This window comes from Methanosarcina vacuolata Z-761 (genome assembly GCF_000969905.1).
Lineage (GTDB): Archaea > Halobacteriota > Methanosarcinia > Methanosarcinales > Methanosarcinaceae > Methanosarcina > Methanosarcina vacuolata.
In genome coordinates this window covers 1,932,721-1,953,093 of record NZ_CP009520.1, presented here as the reverse complement: position 1 = coordinate 1,953,093, position 20,373 = coordinate 1,932,721, and the positions used below count along the sequence as shown (strand labels likewise).

The window sequence follows — 20,373 nt, the reverse complement described above, 5'->3', positions numbered from 1 at the left end:
TTGAAAATCATCTTATCCACAGGGAATGACGAAGAGCCTATCTTTTTAGTATGCCACTCCTGCTTATCCGTAAACAGAATATTCTTACCAAACGTTTTTTCACACCTTTTTTCATTTTCCTCATCAACCCAGAACTTCAACTGAGGTTTTTTCTTACCTTCAGGAGCTTCAATTATTTCGTATTTTATGACAGTCCTGAATTTTTTCAGAATAATTTCTGCAACTTCATTTTCGACACTGCTTCTGTTTCTCTCTTTTCCTTTACTGCTTTCTAATCTTCTCTGCAGGTCTTGGAGTTGATCAATTATTTTTGATTTGTTTGTTTCATAAGTGCTTTTTTGAAGTTTGTAAGTCCCTTCATTATAGGTAATTACGGTTATGAATTCTGTTCCGTAGAACTGATGTTTTGTCCTATATCCAAAAATCTCGTTACCTTTTGTGTTTTTATACAAGTAATTATACCTTGAAAGTGGAACATCAAGGAGTTCCTCAGCCTGATTTGCTTTTGCGGCTCCTACAAAACTCATTTTTGAGATTACCTTTTCAATGTTATCCTTAGAGTTGTTACCTTTATCGAAAACAAGAACAAGATCTTCAGAACAGATATTTAATTCAGTCAGTCGATTTATGATTTTGTCTACAATGCCCGAAAATTCTTCCGAATCAGGAACATTTCCAGGATAAGTTTCGTGAATAAAGGGTATATTGTTTTCATTTACAGCCAGTGATACACAAATTTGATTTTTGTCTTTACGATGCTTTTTGTTATATCCTTTATGAAGCAGTTCACTTTTTTCGTCATAATTGGTTGCATGGGTAAACCAGTTTGATTCATCAACAAACATTATTGATGGAGTTAACCCCTTCTCAACAAGAATCCGACAAAGGTCGTCTTCAATCTTTTTCATCGTATCTGAATCAATGTAACTCATTTGGTTCAGGAAATTCTGGCAATTTAGTTTGTGAGGAAACTTCCACATGAAAGATATTGGGGATTTTTTGAACCAGTCTTCGATCCCGTTTTCACTTAAAATGCCGTGACATTTCCCAATTATATCGAGTAAAAGGTATTCTCCAACACTCAATCCATCTATTAATTTTTTGTCAGTATGCCTGTTTACTATGTCAATGAATCCAAGTTCTTCATTTACATGAAGGAGTGCGGCAAGCTTGCCGTACTCAAAAGACTTAAGTTTATCATAAGGCATCGATTCACATTGTTTTTTCATTTCAAGTATTTTTTCTGCACTACCCAGATAAATCTGAAAAACAGTCTTTACCTTTCCGTTAACCCTGGCAGCTTCTACAATGTACCAGTAAGGTTTGCCTTTGATAAGTTTCTTTCTCAAAAATACCATACTCTTTAATTAGGATCAACCTTTATATATACTTTTCCAAGTAAATCATTATCAATAGACTTTTTAAAGTGAATTTAGTAGTTAGGATCAACAAATCAAAGAGAAATGAAATGGCATCTGATAGTGGTTTTGAGGAAAAATCCAGGCAAAAATCGCACTTCTTTGAAAGTAAAGTTTAAAGCTGATCATTGAAGGCATCAAGAATAGTTCACGAGTCTTAATTAAACACCTGTTTTATCAGCGTCCGTCAAACCTGATAATAAATCCTGTCTTAGATTTACACTCAAATCCAGCATTTTCGTAAAACGGTATAGCTTCTTTTCTTCCCGTAAGGAGCATAATTTTATAACAGCCTTTTTCTCTAGCTATCTCCTGCGCCTTTTTTAAAAGTCTTGTTCCAATCCCCCTTTTTCTATAATCTGGATGCGTCACAACACTCTCGATAATAGCATAAGGACTTGCGCTCCTTGTCAGGTTCTTAATAATAATCATTACGCAGGTGGATACCAGTTTTCCATCTACTTCGACCACAAGGTAGTGCTGACTCGGGTCTTCCAATATTTCTTACCATAGCTTTTTGAGTTCAGCATCCTCTACAATATCTGGGTCATCCTTGTTCAGGTATTTATAGAGGTCCAGCAGTTCTCTCAATTCATGTTTTTGAATATAGCGAATAATTTCACTCATAGTCAGTCATTTTCCTTAGTCCCTTTTCCTTAAATATTCAGGAGCCTGCGGAATTTTGTGCATCATACCATAAGACCTGCCGGAAGGGTAGTACTCGGCACCAAGCTGAATTTTACCCGCCGTTTTTTCATCTGTCATGTATTCAACAAATGCAAGCGCCATATCAATTCCAGCAGAAATGCCTGCCGAGGTCCAGATATTCCCATCCCTTACGATTCGATCCTCCACTACCTCCACGTCACCCATGTCTCGCAGTTTCTGGAGGGAAGCCCAGTGTGTAGTGGCTCGCCTGTTTGAGAGCAAGCCGGCACTGTGAAGTATGAATGTGCCAGTACAGACCGACAGCACAGCTTGGCACTGTTCAGCCTGCTCGGCAACGAATTGGATCAGGGATGGGTTATCAACTTCTATCTGTGTACCTTCCCCTCCAGGCACAAGGAGAAAATCAAGTGGAGGGCAATCTGCAAAGGTGACATGAGGATTTACGGACATTCCTTTGCTGCAGATCACGGGAGCAGGATTTTCGGCAACCATGAAGCATTTCTCAGGTCCCTGGGCAAATTTGCTCCAGAGTGATATTATTTCCCAGGGGCCAACAAGGTCCAGTTCTTCCAGCCCTGGGAAAATCAAAAATCCGAAATTCATGTTAGAAAGGTTGGGGATGTTTTGTAAATAATTTTCTCTTATTATGGACTCAGTTCCAAAATTCGTTTTAGTTTTAATTTTTTTATTGTAGTAATGTCACGTATCCAGGAAACACACTATTTCATTTCATTTTTTAAATTTTTTCATATTACATAGTCATTTTCCTTTACTAAAGCGAGTTAGAATTACCCAACGTTTAGCTTATATCTGACATGCTTTTGTATCATCTATTGAACTTTCATACAGTTCTGGATCTGCGAAATTATTTCAGGATATAGTAAAATTCTCTTGGGTTTATCAATCCTCTTTTAAAACCCCGTTTGAGTATACTGGAAGATGTGTATACAGAACAGGCCAGGAGGACTGATGAGGCGACTGGGAGGTCTGTTGAGAAGGCTGGCTATAGGTACTGTATGGTTGGTCAATAACCATATACCTGAAATAGATGGTTTCTAGTAAATTGTAGAGGTTTCAGCGGTTATTACTGGAAATAAAGAACTGTCTTAAGATCTAGGATTATATAATCTTCTCCTAGTCATTATTTTTAAGCTTGCAAAAAATTAGAACAATTATCAATGAATTTACAGTGTTATCATCTTTTAGGTAAGAAGATAAAGCTTTATCAAGCTTTAAATTGTCATCGCGTTTTTTATTAAATTTTTTGAAAATAAGTATGCTTATAAGGTAATTTCTCCTGTAATTTTTTGCTACGTGGACTACCAGATAAATATAAAAAAAAACAGGAGGAAAATATGAAAAATAATAGAAAGTCTATATGGAAAATAACAGTATCTGTTTTTACCGTATTAATGATACTAGCTTTATTGTCTCAAGGAGTCTGTGCAAAATGTGTTGTAACCAAGACTCCTCTAGGTGCAGGAACTCCACCAGCAACAGAACGTCTAACAGGTGGAAATAATCGTATTGATTATACTGCGGTAGCCGCTTCGAATACTGATCCTCGAATAGTGCGATTTAAGGACCTATCAAAAGGTACAGAGACATATATCAGATGGGACTTTGGGGATGGAACCTCAAAATCAGGAACAAAAATTACTTCATCACTAAAATATCCAGTGCACAAGTATTCAAAGACTGGTTTTTACATAAGTTGTATGACTATAAAGTGTACGGGTTATAATGGAAAACTGTGGGTTCATAAAAATATTGTTATTTCCTAAATTGGAAAAGTTGGAACTTACTTACCATTTCCAGCTTTTATAAAAAGTGCTTTTATATTGGGCTGATACCAAAACTCAAAATTACTTATCGGATCCTGTATTTTTAGTTATTTACAAAATATCAGGTCATGAAAAATAACTCACGAAAACAACTTTAAAAATATAGTTATATTTAAATTAATATGTTTTGGAATGGGCTCAGTAATCACATTTTTATTAAAGTCTTGGTTGAAATCGTAATCAGCCAATGTTAAATTAATATTACTATCTATTTTGTACTATTTTTGCATTTACCCGATTTCGTACTATTTTTGCATTTACCTCTTTGTCAAAAGAAATCAGATATTCATGTAGTCTATTTAATAATTGCTCCAAACAAATATACACTCAAAAAACTCCTAATTCCTGGCGTTATGGCAATTTAATTATTGAGCATAATCTTTGATAGTTTTTCATTAATAGATAGCGATTCAGAGTTAATATGTGATCAATAACTAAATTTTCAAGAAACCCGCTTATAGTTTACACCCCAGTCTTTTTAAAATCTATTAACCGAAGACTACATAGGACCTTAAATATCTTCAAAAATCTGTTTCATAACGTGTATTACTTTATTTATATAGTTTACATATTTATTTTTCAAAAGATTTTATTATAATCTATTAAAGAATATTAGATTAGAAAAACCCTCAATTATCATACAAATAACATAAAAAGAGATAAATAAGTAATTTTTCTGTGCTGTTTTTATTTGAGTGATATTATATAATAAAAATATAATTGTGCTTTAATGGAAAAACAAGGAACAAAACCAAAATTCACTGATGTTTTCTGTCCTGATTAAAATTGCAAATTTCATCATATCACTGAAAAATGAAATATCATAGGCAATGGCAAGTATCAAATCAAGAACAAAAGAGTTTGCAAATAGACCTGCCTCAAATAAGGTAGTGTATTCAATGATCGAACAGATATTTTCTTTGATAATCTTCGTAAAGAGGAATTCATTATCAAGTTAGCCTTGATAATGGCTTAGGACTTACGCACCTGCGGAACAAAATTAATTACGTCAACGAGTGTGGAGAAATGCAAACCACTGGGTCTTTAAATGCACATGGTATTCTTCGAATAACAGGCACAAAGAAAAGAAAGTACTCCACTTTACCCTTCTTTGACTATCGACCTCGTAATTACCTTGGGTAGTTGTCCTAATTTTGGTTTTTCAAACCATCGCTAAACTCAGTAGTTCCGATCAGGTATAGTTCCGAATGGCTGAAATAGCCAATTACTTTTTCTTCATTGATAACTGAAATATTACATATTACGAGTCTTCCATCAAAAATATTTATTTTTAAACTATTTCTCGTACAACAGAAATCAAAATACCATTTGTTTCTAAAAACTTCATTAACTTCTGCTATCCAATGATTCTCTATTTTATGATATTTTTTGGCTACTATGTTCCACTTAACTGTCTGCGTAGTTGCTTATCTCTTTACTGAATGTACTCTTTTAACCGACGCAGAAACGACTTAATTGGCATTCCAATTAGTGATTTTATTCCCCAATTTATAGATTTGCCAATGTCTTCATTGACTACGGATCTCATTTCATGTGCTGTAATTTCCAATGTAGGGGTCAGAGTCGTTTTTTTGCACGCATTCGAATTCATTGATCCTGCATAATTCATTTTAGGTCGAGAATATTGAATGTATTTTGTAATTGGCATTCGGAACCTGGATAAATCGGAACTATTGTATTCTTAGAAAACTATATATTTAAGAACCTGAAGGAGATCATATATATTATATGAAAACAGAGATAGTGCTAATTAACCTCAGGCAAGCATATTAGAGGTAGAATAATAAATAGCATTAAGGCTCTGTAATGCATTATTTAAAAGAGCAGAATAAACATTACAGGTGTAAGAAATACTTTTAGTTAATGGAAAAAATATTAAGTTATTATATATGATTTACTTTGTATTTATTAATAAGGAATAACTTAAATAATGCCTTTGACTATTGAGCGTATTCACAATTCACTGGAGAAATAACTAACTGAAAACCGCAACCTATTGGTTGCAATCAGTGGAAAAGACCCAAGAGTTATTTCATCGTGTAAAGGGTTTCCCACGGCATAGAATCTTATAATCATATCAAGACAGAGAGGATGACATTCATGGACTTTGAAAAATTACGACATGGGACCGAACTTATCAAAAGGGGCTTTGCAAGAATGCAGAAAGGGGGTGTAATCATGGATGTTACAAACCCGGAACAGGCCAGGATCGCAGAAGAAGCCGGAGCAGTTGCTGTTATGGCCCTCCAGGCTGTTCCAGCAGATATAAGAAAAGCGGGTGGGGTTGCCAGGATGGCCGACCCTGAGATTGTCCAGCAGATTATTGATACGGTTACAATTCCTGTAATGGCAAAAGCCAGGATCGGGCACTTTGTCGAAGCCGAAATTTTAGAAGCTCTCGGTGTTGACATGGTGGACGAGTCTGAAGTCCTGACCCCCGCTGACCCCTACTTCCACATAGACAAAACGCAGTTCACCGTGCCTTTTGTCTGCGGTGCCAGAAACCTCGGAGAAGCCCTCAGGAGAATTAACGAAGGAGCAGCCATGATCCGAACTAAAGGAGAGGCTGGAACCGGAGATGTCAGCCAGGCAGTTAAGCACATGAAGCAGATTCAGGGCGAAATCCGTGCCCTTGCTGGCAAAACCAAGGAAGAACTCATTATGGTTGCAAGGGAAATCGAAGCTCCGATAGAACTTGTAGTCGAAACCTCAAAAATGCAGCGCCTGCCTGTGGTAAACTTTGCAGCCGGCGGAGTTGCAACCCCTGCGGATGCCGCTCTCATGATGCGCCTTGGTGCAGACGGGGTCTTTGTAGGTTCAGGCATTTTCAAAGCCGAAAACCCTGAGAAAATGGCAAAAGCCGTTGTTGAAGCCGTAAACAACTTTGACAACCCTGCAAAACTCGCAGAAATCTCAAAAGGCGTGGGCGCAGGCATGAAAGGCATCAGCGCAGACACTATCCCTGAAAAGGAAGCCCTTCAGGAACGCGGCTGGTAACCCCCTGAGTTCCGCCACCCGAGTTCCGCCACCCGAGTCCCGTCTCGGGAGGACGGTGCCCTTTTCGCTCACTTCGTTCGCTCAAGAGGGCTGAATTATAATGAAGATACTGAACTTAGCTAGGAGGGTTGAACTATGGGCAAGAAAGGCTATATTTCCAACTCTCTGAGGACGGCTGATTTACCCGAATTTTGTTTTGGGTCAGCAGAGGGCGCAATCACAGGTCTTTTTAATATGTGATTGCCTGCAAGCCTTTTGGAAAAACTGCTTGCTCGCAAGCTTTTTTAAGAGGCTTGATCGAAAATCCCTTGAAACGGTGTGATAAACCGGTGCAACGGTTGAAATTCAATTTTTAAAAATGGATTCTTTCTTACGGGCTGTAAGAATAAATCAATTAAAATTTTTTATTTTCGGATTAACAGATAATGAATTAATTTTGGAAAATGGTGTTTTTCATGAAGATAGGTGTAATCGCTATTCAAGGAGCGGTTTCTGAGCATATTAATGCTTTGAAGAAAGCCCTCAAGGAAAGAGGGATAGATGCAGAGGTAGTTGCGGTAAAGCATAAGGGTGTTATCCCGGAGTGCAGCGGAATTGTGATTCCTGGCGGAGAGAGTACCACACTTTGCAGGTTGCTTGCCCGCGAGGGGATTGCAGAGGAGATAAAGGATGCGGCTTCAAGAGGAGTTCCGATCCTTGGGACCTGTGCAGGTTTGATTGTACTTGCAAAGGGTGGCGACGAGCAGGTTGAGAAAACCAGCCAGGAATTGCTCGGAATTATGGATACAAAGGTCAATAGAAACGCTTTCGGAAGGCAGAGGGATTCTTTTGAAGCTGAACTTGAGGTCGAGATACTTGATTCTCCTTTCACCGGCGTGTTTATAAGGGCTCCCGGAATCGTGAGCTGTGGGCCTGGGGTTCGCGTGCTTTCCAGGCTCGATGACCTGATTATTGCTGCAGAGCAGGGAAATGTGCTGGCTCTTGCTTTCCATCCGGAATTAACCGAGGATTTACGGATTCATCAGTACTTCCTGGATAAAGTGTTTAATTGTTAAATTCAGAAGGGCTTTCGGCTTTACTTCTGGCTTTTTTGGGATTTCTTTCAATTTAATTTACCTTCTGCTAATTTTATTTATTTTCCTTTCATTTTCAATTATTGATGATTGTTTTTTTATTATTACTGTTTTATTTTCCATTTGACCTTCCGCAGGTGTCTTCAAAATGATAACGTGTTTTTCTGCTATCGTTTTTGGAAAATTATTTGGAAATCTGGAGTTATTATCTCAACTGAAGCTTCGGGAAATAGGTGCTGGAAGTTTTCAATGAAGGCAAAAGGCAGAAAATTGTGGGATGTTTCAAAAACACATGTTTGAGTAGACAGGACGGTTTTCAGAAAAAACGATAACAGGAAAAATTGTGAAAATTGAACGGGCATCTGCGGAAAGTAAGTTAATCTGCGGAAAGTAAGTTAAAAGCAATAGAGAAGGGAAAAATGCAAAAATCCGTTGAAAAACAACATTAAAAGACACAATTCTTTAATTGGTTTACTTTCTATGCGAGGGAGAGTTAAGGTTAATAAAAAGAAATGCAAGAGGATATCGAAACACTAAGTATTTTATTACTATGATCTATCTAAAATTAGGAAAGTTAGATTTCAAACTACCCATCTGAAATGACGAAGAGCCTAAATTCTTAAATATGAAGTTTTCCTCAGGAAAGTGTTTGTACATATAACACTACTTAACAGTTTCTATTTTATCAAAGTAATACTAATTTTTATCTAATTACTCCAATTAATAAATATGGGGAATAAATATACTCAAATCATAATGTCAAGTATGTTAGGCTTGCTTATGATTACAAATGTTGCTGATGCAGAAACTTATCTAAACTGGTGTGGTGAAGAGTGGTGGGTAAGAAGTGGAACTGGTAATCCTGGTGGTAACTACTGGAGCAGTTCCAGCAATAATGTTTGGATTGATGAAAACCAGAAACTACACCTTACAATCCAGAAAGTCGGAGATATCTGGTATTCAACAGAAGTTGACACAACATCCACTGACTATAGCTATGGTGTATACAAGTGGACGGTTTCATCACCAATACTGAATCTCGATCCGAATATTGTAGCTGCTATGTTTTTCCGCCATAACGATGCCAATGAGATAGATATTGAAGCTACTCAGTGGGGCTGGATATGCAGTGACAGACTTAGTTATAGTGCCCAGCCAAATGCATACCAGAGTGCAATAACTTATGACTCTCCTTACCAGAACGCTACAGACGTAACATACAGTTTTGATTGGGAGCCAACGTATGTCCACTTTACTGCAAAGCTTTCTAATGGAACTGTCATATCTGACTGGAACTGTACAGACCAGACAAGCATTCCGCATGTAGAAGGTGGAGTTGCGATGCAGATGTGGCTTATGAATCATTTAGCGCCAATAAATGGACAGAATGCAGAGATGGTTTTATCTGACTTTAGTTATGTGCCATCTTAACTGAGGCGAAAGACTCTTTCCTTTTTTAGTTTTTAGACACGTTCTCAGGGCACAACTCATTCAATTTCGAAAACGAAATGAGACAAAATTAGCAAATTTTTCTGTTTCTACTTACTGAGCAAATTTTTCTGTTTCTACTTACTGCCCAGGATACGCAGTATTTTTTTGAAAATAAATATTTTCTTCGGATAGCATTTTTAAAACAGATACCAATAGTTTAATCTTTTAATCACATTTGGTGAATAAAGGATGATATATTGATTTCTAAATATACTATATAGTTACTTATCATTTAGATTCGGTTGAGGAATCTATTAATCTCGAAATGACTACTGCAACCATCTACTCATCCAAATTTATATTTTTAGGTTTACAACCTAACTTTTACAGTTAAATAAAAAATAAGGTGTCCTCTTCAAATTCAATTGAAAATTTTCTAACTCGAAAAATATGCAACAATTTTAGAATACAGTTATACAGTTTAATACATCGCATGAGGTTGTTTTCTAGACTTAGTCAAATTTTTAAATTTTCAGCAAATACATGAAATTTACTTTTATCCATAAAATTTGAGGATACAAAAATTGGGTAAAATTTATATCAAAATATGGAGAAAAGTAATCAGGCCAAAATGGGGAAAAGTAATCAGGCCAAAATGGGGAAAAGTAATCCGACCAAAATGGGGAAAAGTAAACCGGCCTTGATAAAAATATATATTTTTGCGAATTTTTATCAGATCAATAACTTGATTGTAGCAAAAATTAATGGAATTATGTAGAATATATAACAAATTTTTAGAAATTTATAGGACTTGTTAAGCCAACTTGGGTAAAAATAAGAGAAATATTCAGTATTAATTAGTGGGTGCTGTCAAAATAAGATTACAAAATCAGCAACAAAAATAACATATTTTTGAAGAATCGTATCTTAACCGACTCCAAAAGAGTTGCTTTTACCTTCTGTATAAAAGTTTAATAAATCCATGTTTGATTGAAAATCGATATCTGTAAAGATTATTAAATATAAAATTTTTCTGCGGAAAGCGAGTTATTGAGAATGCTATAGATTTAATTTTTAGTAAATATCTAATGAGATTATCCAAACTAACTTTGTTCTCAAAAAGAGAGAGTTTTAGAATTACTTTTCTGATTAGAAGCTTGATTGATTCTCCAAAGTTCTATATTTTAAAAAAATCTTTGATTTTTGGGATCAACTTGTATATTTTCATATTAATAAAATAGCACTCTATTTAATAGCAAGTTTTATTATTTTTTATGAAATATATGATTTATTATTACAAATACTTCTATATACTAAAAATCTATGTATATTACTACTCGGTAAGTAGTTAGATGGTAAAAATAGGACTATATGTATATAGATACTTACAATTTATGAGTATTACTTTAAAAAGTATAGTATTAGAGAACAGAACCAATAAATTATTGTAGTATATATCAGGAGGAATTGAAAAATGACAACCGTTCTGCCCTCAAGGAACAACGTCATCGCGTTTGTGCCAGCTCATAATGAAGAAGATATAATCCGCTCTACCATTGAATCCATTCTTACTCAAACAGTCAAGGTCGATGTTCTTGTAATAAGTGATAACAGTACAGATAATACAGCGGGCATAGTAAGAAGTATAGCTGCTACTGATAACCGCGTAAATTTGATAGAAACTGTTGGAAATAAATTTAAAAAATCTGGAGCACTTAATGCTGCCTATGAAAATGTTGATCTGAATTCATATGATTACGTGTTATCAGTCGATGGTGATACAGTCATAGCTCCAGATCTTGTTGAGCAGGCATTAATCGAATTTCAACTGGACCCCCTGCTTGGGGCAGTGTGCTCTCGCGCCGGTGTAGTCAAACAGGAAACTAATGGATTTTTTGAAAAGTTAGTATATCACTGGCAGTATGTCGAATATGCAGAGTTCGACAGAAGCCGAGTTAGTCAGGATAGGGGAATTAAAGTCGCACACGGGATGTGCACGGTATATAAAGTGAAAGCAATAAAAGCAGTTATGCAAAAGCGCATCGATACCGGAAAAGTTGACTGCACCGTGTACGATGTGCATAATATCACCGAAGACTACGAGTTAACGATGACTCTAAAAGAACTTGGTTACCACACAGCTTCAGGCTTTGGGATGCTTGCCTGGACAGATGTCCCATTAAAACTAAATGAGTTATGGAAACAACGGGTTCGCTGGCTTCGTGGGGGACTTGACACATTGTGGGAGCACGGATGGAATAAAAGCACCAGAAAAGACATCCTGAATGCTGGATTTTTCTGGATTATGTTGGCTTTCCAGATTCTTTTGCTACACTATGCTTTTTATGACATAGTGACGGGTGTTTATCATCCCAATTGGATATTCTTACTGGTAATGATTTTAATGTACGTGGACAGTGTTTACACACTTCGATATGTACAGAATCCCAGTAATTGGGACTATCTTGTAAGAATAACATTTATTCCTCAGATTTTTTATGCATGGTTTACTATTGCTCAGCTGGTCTATGCATACTACCTCTTCCTCTTTAAACCGAATCAGGATTGGTAATAATGTCATTGACCTACTACCTGAATACGATTGGCATGTATCGCGTACCGGATCAAATTAATATCTGGCATGCATTATTAACGCACTATTTGCATATTATTTTTACATATCGTGTGTATTATCAATTTAATAACTGGCATATGTTGTTGACGCGGTACCTGCAGACGTTCGTCTCATTACTGGTTTCGGCGGATGTTACTATAAAATTATCAAAAGACATCTACAAAACAAGAATTTTGCAGAAGAATCGAAAGGGTTGTTAGTATTAAACTGGACAATCTCCAAATGGGTTCGTGAAAAAGCATATCCAGAATTCAACAAATATGCCTCGCTGTTAATAGATAGCGGCAGAGTCCAGAAAACTACAACATTCCTAGTAGGTTTACTAATGCTCATCTTTGGCATCAGCCGCATTTTTGTATAACTCCATAATGTTGATCTGCAGTACCTGTGGCTAAATGTCAAACAATGGCAACATGCAATGTTTTATCTAATGGCAATACAGAATTTAATGTATACAGTGTGCCTGTATACTATCAAATAGGCATCTGATATACGACAACTATAACTCACTCAGCTAGACTCAAACAAAGTATCTCTGAAGTCTGTAATAAGACAACCATAACTCACTCAGCTAGACGCAAACAAAGTATCTCTGAGTCCTGTAATTATTCCCTAAATATAGATAAGAGTCCACAGGTTCATTCTCTACCTGCTACATTCCTGTTCTCACAGCAAATTATAAAGGAAAGAGACTTACGGTCTTATTTTTCAAAGCCGCTTTATAATTCACTCATCTGTAACTGTGAAATTACTTAGTATAAGTTCAATGTTTTTTCCATCGGATGGAGGATCCACTAACCACAAATTCATTATGACATTTTCGGGCTCCTTCGGAATTGTAGAAATATTTGTATTAGTATAGCCTGCTATAACTGTTCCGTCTGCCTTTGTGGATGTGAATCTTATATAATTTGGTTTCCACTCAATTCTATAAGTCGTGTTTGTGCCTTCGATGCTCGGTGGAACCCCATACGCCTTACTGTTTCCTTTAATTATAGAAGGTTCTATAAAGTACCATAGTTGATTTCCATTATGGTCACCCCATCTTGAAATTCCCAGATTTAATGCATTATTGTCATCTAAATAAGTACAGAGTCCTACTACACTGTTTTTATCAAATGTGTAAACAGGTGAAGCTACAGTCCACGTAAAAGTACCATAACAGTATGTATACTGGCTGTTTAACATTGTGCATTCCCATTTACTGTTATTATTTACAACTGTTAAGTGCATTCTGTCCTGGTTATCTATCCATGCACCCGAAGTATTCCAGTAATTATTGCCAGGGTTTGCTTTGTCACCTGTCAAATACCAGTTTTGCCCTTTCCAATTAATTACTCCTTTTGAAGTGGACGTGTCCTTTCCTGCCTGGACACGTTCAATATCCGGAGAATCATTTTGGGATGATGAGTTAAGAAGACTCGCAGAAGCCATCACTTGAGAATTAGTCGTGTTCTCGGAGTCATCTGGCACAGGTTCAATATCCAGAGAGTCAATCTGAGATGATAAGTTAAGAAAACTAGCAGGGATCATCACCTGGTAATCAGTCACTTTCTGGGAATCAGTTGGCACAACTTCAATTTGCATATATGTTCCCATATTCGTTACTTTTACTTTTGGTGTGTGACCTATTTTGTATCCCCAAATTTCGTTGATTTTCCTTATGACTCCTTTGTTGTTTACGTAGTCGCCCTGTGAGAGCATCCACTGTTTCGGGGTATTGAGACACTTTTCATTTTTGACTGTCATGACAGGAGCATGTAGAGTTGTGAAATTTCCAACTTTCCAGATACCATTTGCCTGAGTTGCTTGTGTGTAAAAAGCATCCCAAACCCCATTGGTATCTTTAGCAGTTATCCATAGTTTCAGAATGTTTCCGTCATCGCTAAATTTACCTGCACTGAAAGAGAATTCAATATTTTTATGTGTGATAGATGAAGAGTCATCAACCTGTAGAAGAGGTGAATTTTGAATTGTAAAATTATCCGTGTATTTGTTTGCAGTTGCAATATATAGATCGTTGTTGCCTTTGAATGTAAAAAGCGCATAGAGCTTTGAGTCTCCAGGACGATTAATTACTTTTACATGATAGGGTTCGCACTCGCTTGACTGACCAACTACTTGCTTATTAGTGAAATTTATACCGTCAGTTGAAGTATACCTGTATATTACATTTGGATTGGAATCATTATCAACAGTCCATATGTAAAACGTTCCTGCGGTGTTATCGTACAAAACAGTTGTTGCTACTCCATGAGCGATAACTTTCATTTCAGGCGAAACAGTATTACCATCATATGTCTTAACTTTTAAATCTTCTACATTTACATTACCGGTATCGTCTCCAATTACATAGTAGCACATAAGTTTTCCAGTCGCAGGATTGTATACAACATCAGGATCAGACCCATAAACGTTTGAGTCATATTTAGATACAATCTGCTTTCCTATTGGATTTGTTACTCCTGGTGGTACATACCAGAGCAGGCCATCATCAGAATAATATAAACATGCATTTTCATACTTACTATCTGAATATGTACATATTGTTGTAACAAGCATCCACCAGTTGTGGCCAAATACTCCAGATGAATTGTAATATACGGCAATGTGATTAAACTGGTTACAACCGTATGGGTCAGGTATAGATAATGGGAGACGATTTTGGTTTACATTGAGCATACTCATATTTGCATTGCCGTAAGTATCGTAACTATATGCAACTGTATGTGGAAGATTTTCTCCGGTGTACTCACTTAGCGTGATGCCAGGATTAGGCATAATAGCATCCGAAGTGCTTGAATTTGTCCAAATTATTGATCTTGATATTCCCTGACTTTGGAATGATCCATCAACGGTGGAGAAAACGGTGTGCCACCAACCTGTTCCTGAATTACTGCCAATATCAACCAGATTGTCAAGTCTTAAGATAGAGATCAATCTGTGGAGCGAATAGAGAACTATATGACACAAATCTAAATCGACTTCATTAGTCACACCTGCGAGTGGGCCAGAACCAAAAGAAGCATCAGTATATGTACCTACATCACCGGTACCCTTCGAAATCGTTTCATTAACTGCCAGTTCAATTCCGTTAGTAAACGGTTTATTCAGCACAACATTTGCAGAGGAGGTCACGCCTGAACCTGACAATATAAGCTGTCCATTCTTTATAGCTACTGTTGATTTACTACTCCCTTTTTTATAACTGGTCCACTTTGATGTGTCTAAGTTGCTTGAGCTGAAATTATCATACGCCCACATGACTGCATCCCCATTTGGAGAATATCCAGGTGTATTATATACATTGAAATATTGTGTACTACCATCCATGCTGATATTAAGCCACAAATTCCGCTGTGGGTCAATGTAATATGGTAGTGCAGCAGAAGCAACACCTGCTGATGTAAGCAGTAGTAAAGATACTATTAGTAGCATGTAACTATTTTTCATCTGGCTCACTTACAGAAATTTCATTTCGGGTTTAAAGATTCAATTCTAATTATTTTTTTACTTTCAGGTAAATGAGCAATTCGATTTACACTGAAATAACTTAACAAGACTGTTAATAAAAATAAAACCGGCTAAAATATCAATTGACTACTGGATATATCAAAATATAGTATACTATTTGGGATAATATCTATATAAAAAACATGAGCCAAATATATTCCGAATGAATATTTGCTTAATAACAAAAACGCACATGAAATTCTTCTAATCACAGGCACAAAGAAATGAAAGTACTTGAAAGAACTTTCATGCTAATAAGAAAAGAAATAAAGCCGCAAACTGCAGCTTTACTCAAAACTCAATATTCATGAACTTACAAATGCCCATGCCCGTGTTCACAAGCCGAACCCTCAATCTGTTCCCCTTTAAACCTTATATAAGTCTCATTGATAGAATCCAGGCATTTTGTGCAGACATTTACCTTTCTTTTTATAACTCCTGTTGAAAAATCAGGAATCTGGATTTCCACAGGGTAAACCCTGCCTTTTTTACCGCACAAAACGCATTTGTTTCTCCTGCAGGAGATTTCGTTTTTGTCGATGCTTAAATAGGTCTCCTGGGAGGAATCCAGGCAGGTATCACATAGCCCTTTCCAGATACCCTCAGAATAGGCGAATTTGAGGCGGGAACGGAAAACCCGGACAGGAATAACTATTGGAATTGTGAGCCTGCAAAGAGCACAACCTATCATGTATATCCATTCTTACAACATAACGTATTTGAAAGAACAGGACATAGAGAAAATACAATGGGTCTTAAAATTCACGAGATAGGGAAAGAAATTCTGTGTATCTTGCTTCCTGAATTTTTTAATAAAAAGGAATATGTAGAACTTGCATATCTCTTTGGTTCGACAGCAGAGGGAACGGAAGGACCGCTAAGCGATATTGATATAGGTGTTTATCTTTCCAGCAAACTTACAAAAGGAGAAAGGATAGTTTTCAACTTGCAGTAAAAAAGGTAGTTGAGTTATATATAAAAGTCAATGAAAAAATAAATTATATGCTGGTGACTCAAACTCGCATTTTAGACTAAAATGCACTTGTGCATTAAAAAATAAGTTTTAAATCACACTTATTATTTCGTTGTATCCCTTTTTCTTCCCTTTTCAATCACTGTTATTAAATTGCTCCTTCAAAACTTGCCATTCCTTAAGAGATCTCATTTTCATACTTTACTTTGTCCGTAAAAACGACTTTTACCTGATCTCCAGCTTTAAGGATGCCTTCAACTTCTTCACGGTTAGACCTGAACATCCTTTCAGAAATCTGAAAGTAGTTGAAAATACTTTCATGCTGATTAGATAGTGACAATAATTTATTAAAAATAATATATATGTATGGATTCTCAACTCTGCAAAATAGGGTGTGTGGGCCCTTTGTCAGATTTGATCAATGACCCACCACTATCCTTTAGTCTTGATATTTTTCTTGTTTTTTAATTTGGGTTTTATTCGTTTTCAGAGTATATTCCCGGTCTTGTATTTGTTGTCACTGTTATGTAATTTGTTTTTGTTACAGTATTGCTGCCTGCCGCATTGCTTACTGTAAGTGTAACCTTATATTTTCCTTCCTGTAAATACTGATGTTCTGGATTCTGTTCCCTTGAAATTGTCCCGTCTCCAAAACTCCATTTCCACTTCTCTGGTAAGCCTGTACTTTTGTCAGTAAAGGCAACCGTTAATGGAGCTTTTCCAGAGGTCGGAGACGCAGAGAATGCGGCAACCGGCTTTGTTACTACTTTTATATAATTTGTTTTTGTTACTTCGCTACTTCCTGCAGCATTCTTTACTATTAAGCTAACAGTATAGACCCCTATCTTTGAATACTTATGAGTCGGATTCTGTAGGTATGACTTTGATCCGTCTCCAAAGTTCCAGTACCAGTAAGTAGGTGTTCCTGTGCTTGTGTCAGCAAATTTAACGTTTAATGGTGCTTTCCCAGAAGTCGGGGAAGCAGAAAAGTTAGCTACAGGTTTTTCTATAACTTGTATATAGCCGTCTTTTGTTACTGTATTACTGCCTGCCGCATTGCTTACCGTAAGTGCTACCGTATAGTTTCCTGCTTTGGAATATTTATGCTTAGGATTCTGTTGGATTGAAGTTGTTCCATCTCCAAAATCCCATTTCCATTTGGTCGGGTCTCCTGTACTGGTGTCAGTGAAAGCAACCGTTAATGGTGCTTTTCCTTCGGTGGGTTTTGCAGAAAAGTTCGCTACAGGGAGTACAAGTTCTTTTTTGGTAGTACCTGTTGAATTGACCCACGTCTGATTGACATTTCCAGAATCATCTACAGTGCGCGTACTGAGAGTATAACTTTTTTCTGGCTGGAGGCCGGTGGCGTTGAAGTATTCAGCAGAAGTGTTGGTCTGGAAAGGACCGTTCAGGTAGATTTCTGTGTGGGAGAAATCGGGATTTGAGGGGTTGGTCCTAATGAGAGTATAACTTTTTTCTGGCTGGGGGTCGGTGGTGTTGAAGTATCCAGCAGAGGTGTTGGTCTGGAAAGGACCGTTCAGGTAGATTTCTGTGTGGGAGAAATCGGGATCTGAGGGATTAGTCCAAGTCCAGTTGAGCCAGGTTGTGCCGTTGGTGGACTGGATATTAGTTATTGAGGAAGGTGGAGTAGTATCCGTTGAGGCATATTTGGATATGTCAACCGACAATTTAACGCTCCCAGTCGCAGATTCAATCAAATCAACTCTACCACCATTGTTGAAATACGGTAGTGTCAATTGGAAATTAACATTATCTAACAAGGTTGGTCCTTCATAGTCCGATTCAGCTAATATTCGTCTCGGATCATTAAATCCATATTCTCTCAACAATTCTCCGCTGGTTGAATATACCTTTGTCGTAAAATCATACTTTCCAGGAAGATAGCTAGGGGCAGAGTCTGTAACAAAACTATCATCCAACAGACTGAATACATCCGACGATATTTGCAGATTCAAGGATATGGATTTCTCCGATTGGGTAGAAGCTTTTGCTTTCGTATTGTCACTTGGATATTGGCCTAAGAACCATTGGATTCTCCTGGAGGCCGGCGCTCCCCATCCATTGGCAAAGAAACTTCCGTCACACATAATGTATTCTTTGGTGCCAAGTTTCCACCAATCACCCTGACAATCTGTGAAATTTTGAATATCATCAGGGTTCCAACCTTCTTTAGTTGCATCTGCTCTACCTTCAGCTTCGGTGGCCCAGATATTTGGCATCGGATTTGGCTGGAAGTAGAACGTGATGCAGTTATCGTCATCATATTCGTCCGCCAGTCCAAAAATCCCGTGGCCACTTTCATGGATAAATGACCTTCCGACCGGTCCTTCAGCTCCATAAATACTGGGTGGGCCCATTCTAGTTGAATCACCGAACTCTTCAGTATGAAAGATTACGTATGCATCGGCAAAAGGCGACATCTGAGTTAAGTCGGCTGGAAGTGTCTTGCTGCTGGCAGTTCCCTGAAGTTTCGTGTAGTAAAAATTGAACTTGCTTAGATTTCCACTCACGGGAGCTGCTCCACCAAGCCTCTCATCAATTTGATGATTAATGTCATCGAGAAAAGTCGGCAACCACTTATCAATATCTGCTGATGATCCATAGTCATCATCGGGTACAAACACTATGTCGAACTTATCGCTGTGTTTCCCAATAGATCTCCCGGGCACAGGGATAACACCTTTGGCATCTGTGCACAGATCATCCATTAGCCAGTAGTTGCCCGTATCATGAATCAAAACGTAAGAAATATACTGTCCTGTGGGAGCGTCAACGGTCAGACGAGTTAAGGTTCCGGTGTCAAGATTAGAACCACACCTGCCACTAGTAGCTATTAATACACCCGTACTGTTGTAGGCATCCAGAACCACACCAGAATATGTACTAACAAGGACGGAACAGTAAGTAGCGCCTCCTCCTGGAAAATCGATTCGGCCCGTGTCTCCAGTTTCACCCAACCAGGCAAAGAAATTTCCTCTAGTTTCATATGCTTTGCTCCCGTATGGATCAACATTATAATTACCTGTTCGGATATCACCGTATCTCCAATTGAGCCCAGAGGTTGTAGTGAACTTCAGACTTGGAATAGTGTTTTCAATCTGAATTCCATCGATTCCCTTCTCAAAGTCTATGAAAAGATCATCTGCATTTTTGGGAGTGTTCGGTTTGCTAACTGGCCAACCTTCTTCAACAGTAGCCTGAGCAACTGGCACTCCTGCGATCAAGAGCACAACTGCTATGAACGCAAACATTCTGAGTATATGTTTCATAATATCCTTGTCCTCCTTGACGAATATTAGACACCTGCTCATACTATCGAAATTAAGGGAAATATATGCTTAAATTTCAGAATAGTTTCCGATCTAAATTTAAATTCAATAATAAAAATTATTTAATTGTAGGAATTGGTCGAGTTTTGAGACAGCTTGATCGGAAAAGTTATCAACGACCATTAAAATTATAATAGGGCTATGATGTCCAGTACCCGTTAGTTAATTTTCCAAATGAAATAAAAATAAACGTTTTTAACTATTAAGAATTACAAATGTATTCTATTAAAACTTTCTTATTTAAAATATTTTTTAAAATTCGGGTAATCAAATGTTTTATCAATGTCATATGTATTTGGCATGCTCTTTCAAGATCAAAATCGGTTGCTGACTTTTCAACATCTTACTATACAAGAAAAGCAAGTAAAAAGCAGTTTAAGGCTAGTGTCGAGTCAAACCTAAACGGTCGTAATGTATTTCTTGTATTTTTTCATAAGTAATCTTTAGGA

The 20,373-nt window shown here is 37.2% G+C and carries 12 protein-coding genes and 1 pseudogene; 6 read left to right on the top strand and 7 right to left on the bottom strand.

Annotated features, from left to right (window positions below; all coding sequences use genetic code 11):
- Positions 1-38: 38 nt before the first annotated feature.
- The 4 genes and pseudogenes from MSVAZ_RS08165 to MSVAZ_RS08155 form a co-directional block, all read right to left on the bottom strand.
- Positions 39-1,358, bottom strand: a pseudogene (locus MSVAZ_RS08165) (IS1634 family transposase); the annotation flags it as partial.
- Positions 1,359-1,595: 237 nt separating this feature from the next.
- Positions 1,596-1,916 (bottom strand): GNAT family N-acetyltransferase, encoded by a 321-nt coding sequence (locus MSVAZ_RS08160; RefSeq protein ID WP_198146819.1) that lies wholly within the window; start codon positions 1,914-1,916, stop codon positions 1,596-1,598.
- A gap of 6 nt (positions 1,917-1,922) precedes the next feature.
- Complete coding sequence (locus tag MSVAZ_RS21540; RefSeq protein ID WP_269746813.1) at positions 1,923-2,045, bottom strand: hypothetical protein; 123 nt, start codon at positions 2,043-2,045, stop codon at positions 1,923-1,925.
- A 15-nt stretch (positions 2,046-2,060) separates the two neighbouring features.
- On the bottom strand, positions 2,061-2,690 hold the full coding sequence (locus MSVAZ_RS08155; RefSeq protein ID WP_048120073.1) for a DJ-1/PfpI family protein: 630 nt from the start codon (positions 2,688-2,690) through the stop codon (positions 2,061-2,063).
- Positions 2,691-3,442: 752 nt separating this feature from the next.
- Here MSVAZ_RS08155 and MSVAZ_RS08150 point away from each other — a divergent pair.
- From MSVAZ_RS08150 to MSVAZ_RS08125, 5 genes are all read left to right on the top strand, one after another.
- A complete protein-coding gene (locus MSVAZ_RS08150; RefSeq protein WP_048120071.1) occupies positions 3,443-3,871 on the top strand; it encodes a PKD domain-containing protein in 429 nt (142 codons plus the stop codon).
- Between the two features lie 2,181 nt (positions 3,872-6,052).
- Positions 6,053-6,949 carry a pyridoxal 5'-phosphate synthase lyase subunit PdxS gene (pdxS, locus tag MSVAZ_RS08140; protein WP_048120067.1) on the top strand — a complete coding sequence of 299 codons (897 nt, stop codon included), beginning with the start codon at positions 6,053-6,055 and terminating at the stop codon, positions 6,947-6,949.
- 455 nt (positions 6,950-7,404) lie between these two features.
- Positions 7,405-8,004 (top strand): pyridoxal 5'-phosphate synthase glutaminase subunit PdxT, encoded by a 600-nt coding sequence (pdxT, locus tag MSVAZ_RS08135; protein ID WP_048120065.1) that lies wholly within the window; start codon positions 7,405-7,407, stop codon positions 8,002-8,004.
- 774 nt (positions 8,005-8,778) lie between these two features.
- Positions 8,779-9,453 carry a glycoside hydrolase family 16 protein gene (locus MSVAZ_RS18795; protein WP_157206045.1) on the top strand — a complete coding sequence of 225 codons (675 nt, stop codon included), beginning with the start codon at positions 8,779-8,781 and terminating at the stop codon, positions 9,451-9,453.
- 1,474 nt (positions 9,454-10,927) lie between these two features.
- On the top strand, positions 10,928-12,025 hold the full coding sequence (locus MSVAZ_RS08125; RefSeq protein WP_048120063.1) for a glycosyltransferase family 2 protein: 1,098 nt from the start codon (positions 10,928-10,930) through the stop codon (positions 12,023-12,025).
- Between the two features lie 789 nt (positions 12,026-12,814).
- Here MSVAZ_RS08125 and MSVAZ_RS08120 read toward each other — a convergent pair.
- Together MSVAZ_RS08120 and fpoO are read right to left on the bottom strand one after the other, a co-directional pair.
- On the bottom strand, positions 12,815-15,526 hold the full coding sequence (locus tag MSVAZ_RS08120) for a LamG domain-containing protein (protein WP_232316256.1): 2,712 nt from the start codon (positions 15,524-15,526) through the stop codon (positions 12,815-12,817).
- Between the two features lie 388 nt (positions 15,527-15,914).
- On the bottom strand, positions 15,915-16,292 hold the full coding sequence (fpoO, locus tag MSVAZ_RS08115; RefSeq protein ID WP_048120059.1) for a F420H2 dehydrogenase subunit FpoO: 378 nt from the start codon (positions 16,290-16,292) through the stop codon (positions 15,915-15,917).
- A gap of 57 nt (positions 16,293-16,349) precedes the next feature.
- Here fpoO and MSVAZ_RS08110 point away from each other — a divergent pair, with 57 nt between their 5' ends.
- Entirely contained in the window at positions 16,350-16,556 is a 207-nt protein-coding gene (locus MSVAZ_RS08110) for a nucleotidyltransferase domain-containing protein (protein ID WP_048123807.1), read from the top strand.
- A 494-nt stretch (positions 16,557-17,050) separates the two neighbouring features.
- Here MSVAZ_RS08110 and MSVAZ_RS21175 read toward each other — a convergent pair whose 3' ends face one another.
- Complete coding sequence (locus tag MSVAZ_RS21175) at positions 17,051-19,864, bottom strand: PKD domain-containing protein (RefSeq protein WP_052727920.1); 2,814 nt, start codon at positions 19,862-19,864, stop codon at positions 17,051-17,053.
- Positions 19,865-20,373: the final 509 nt, after the last annotated feature.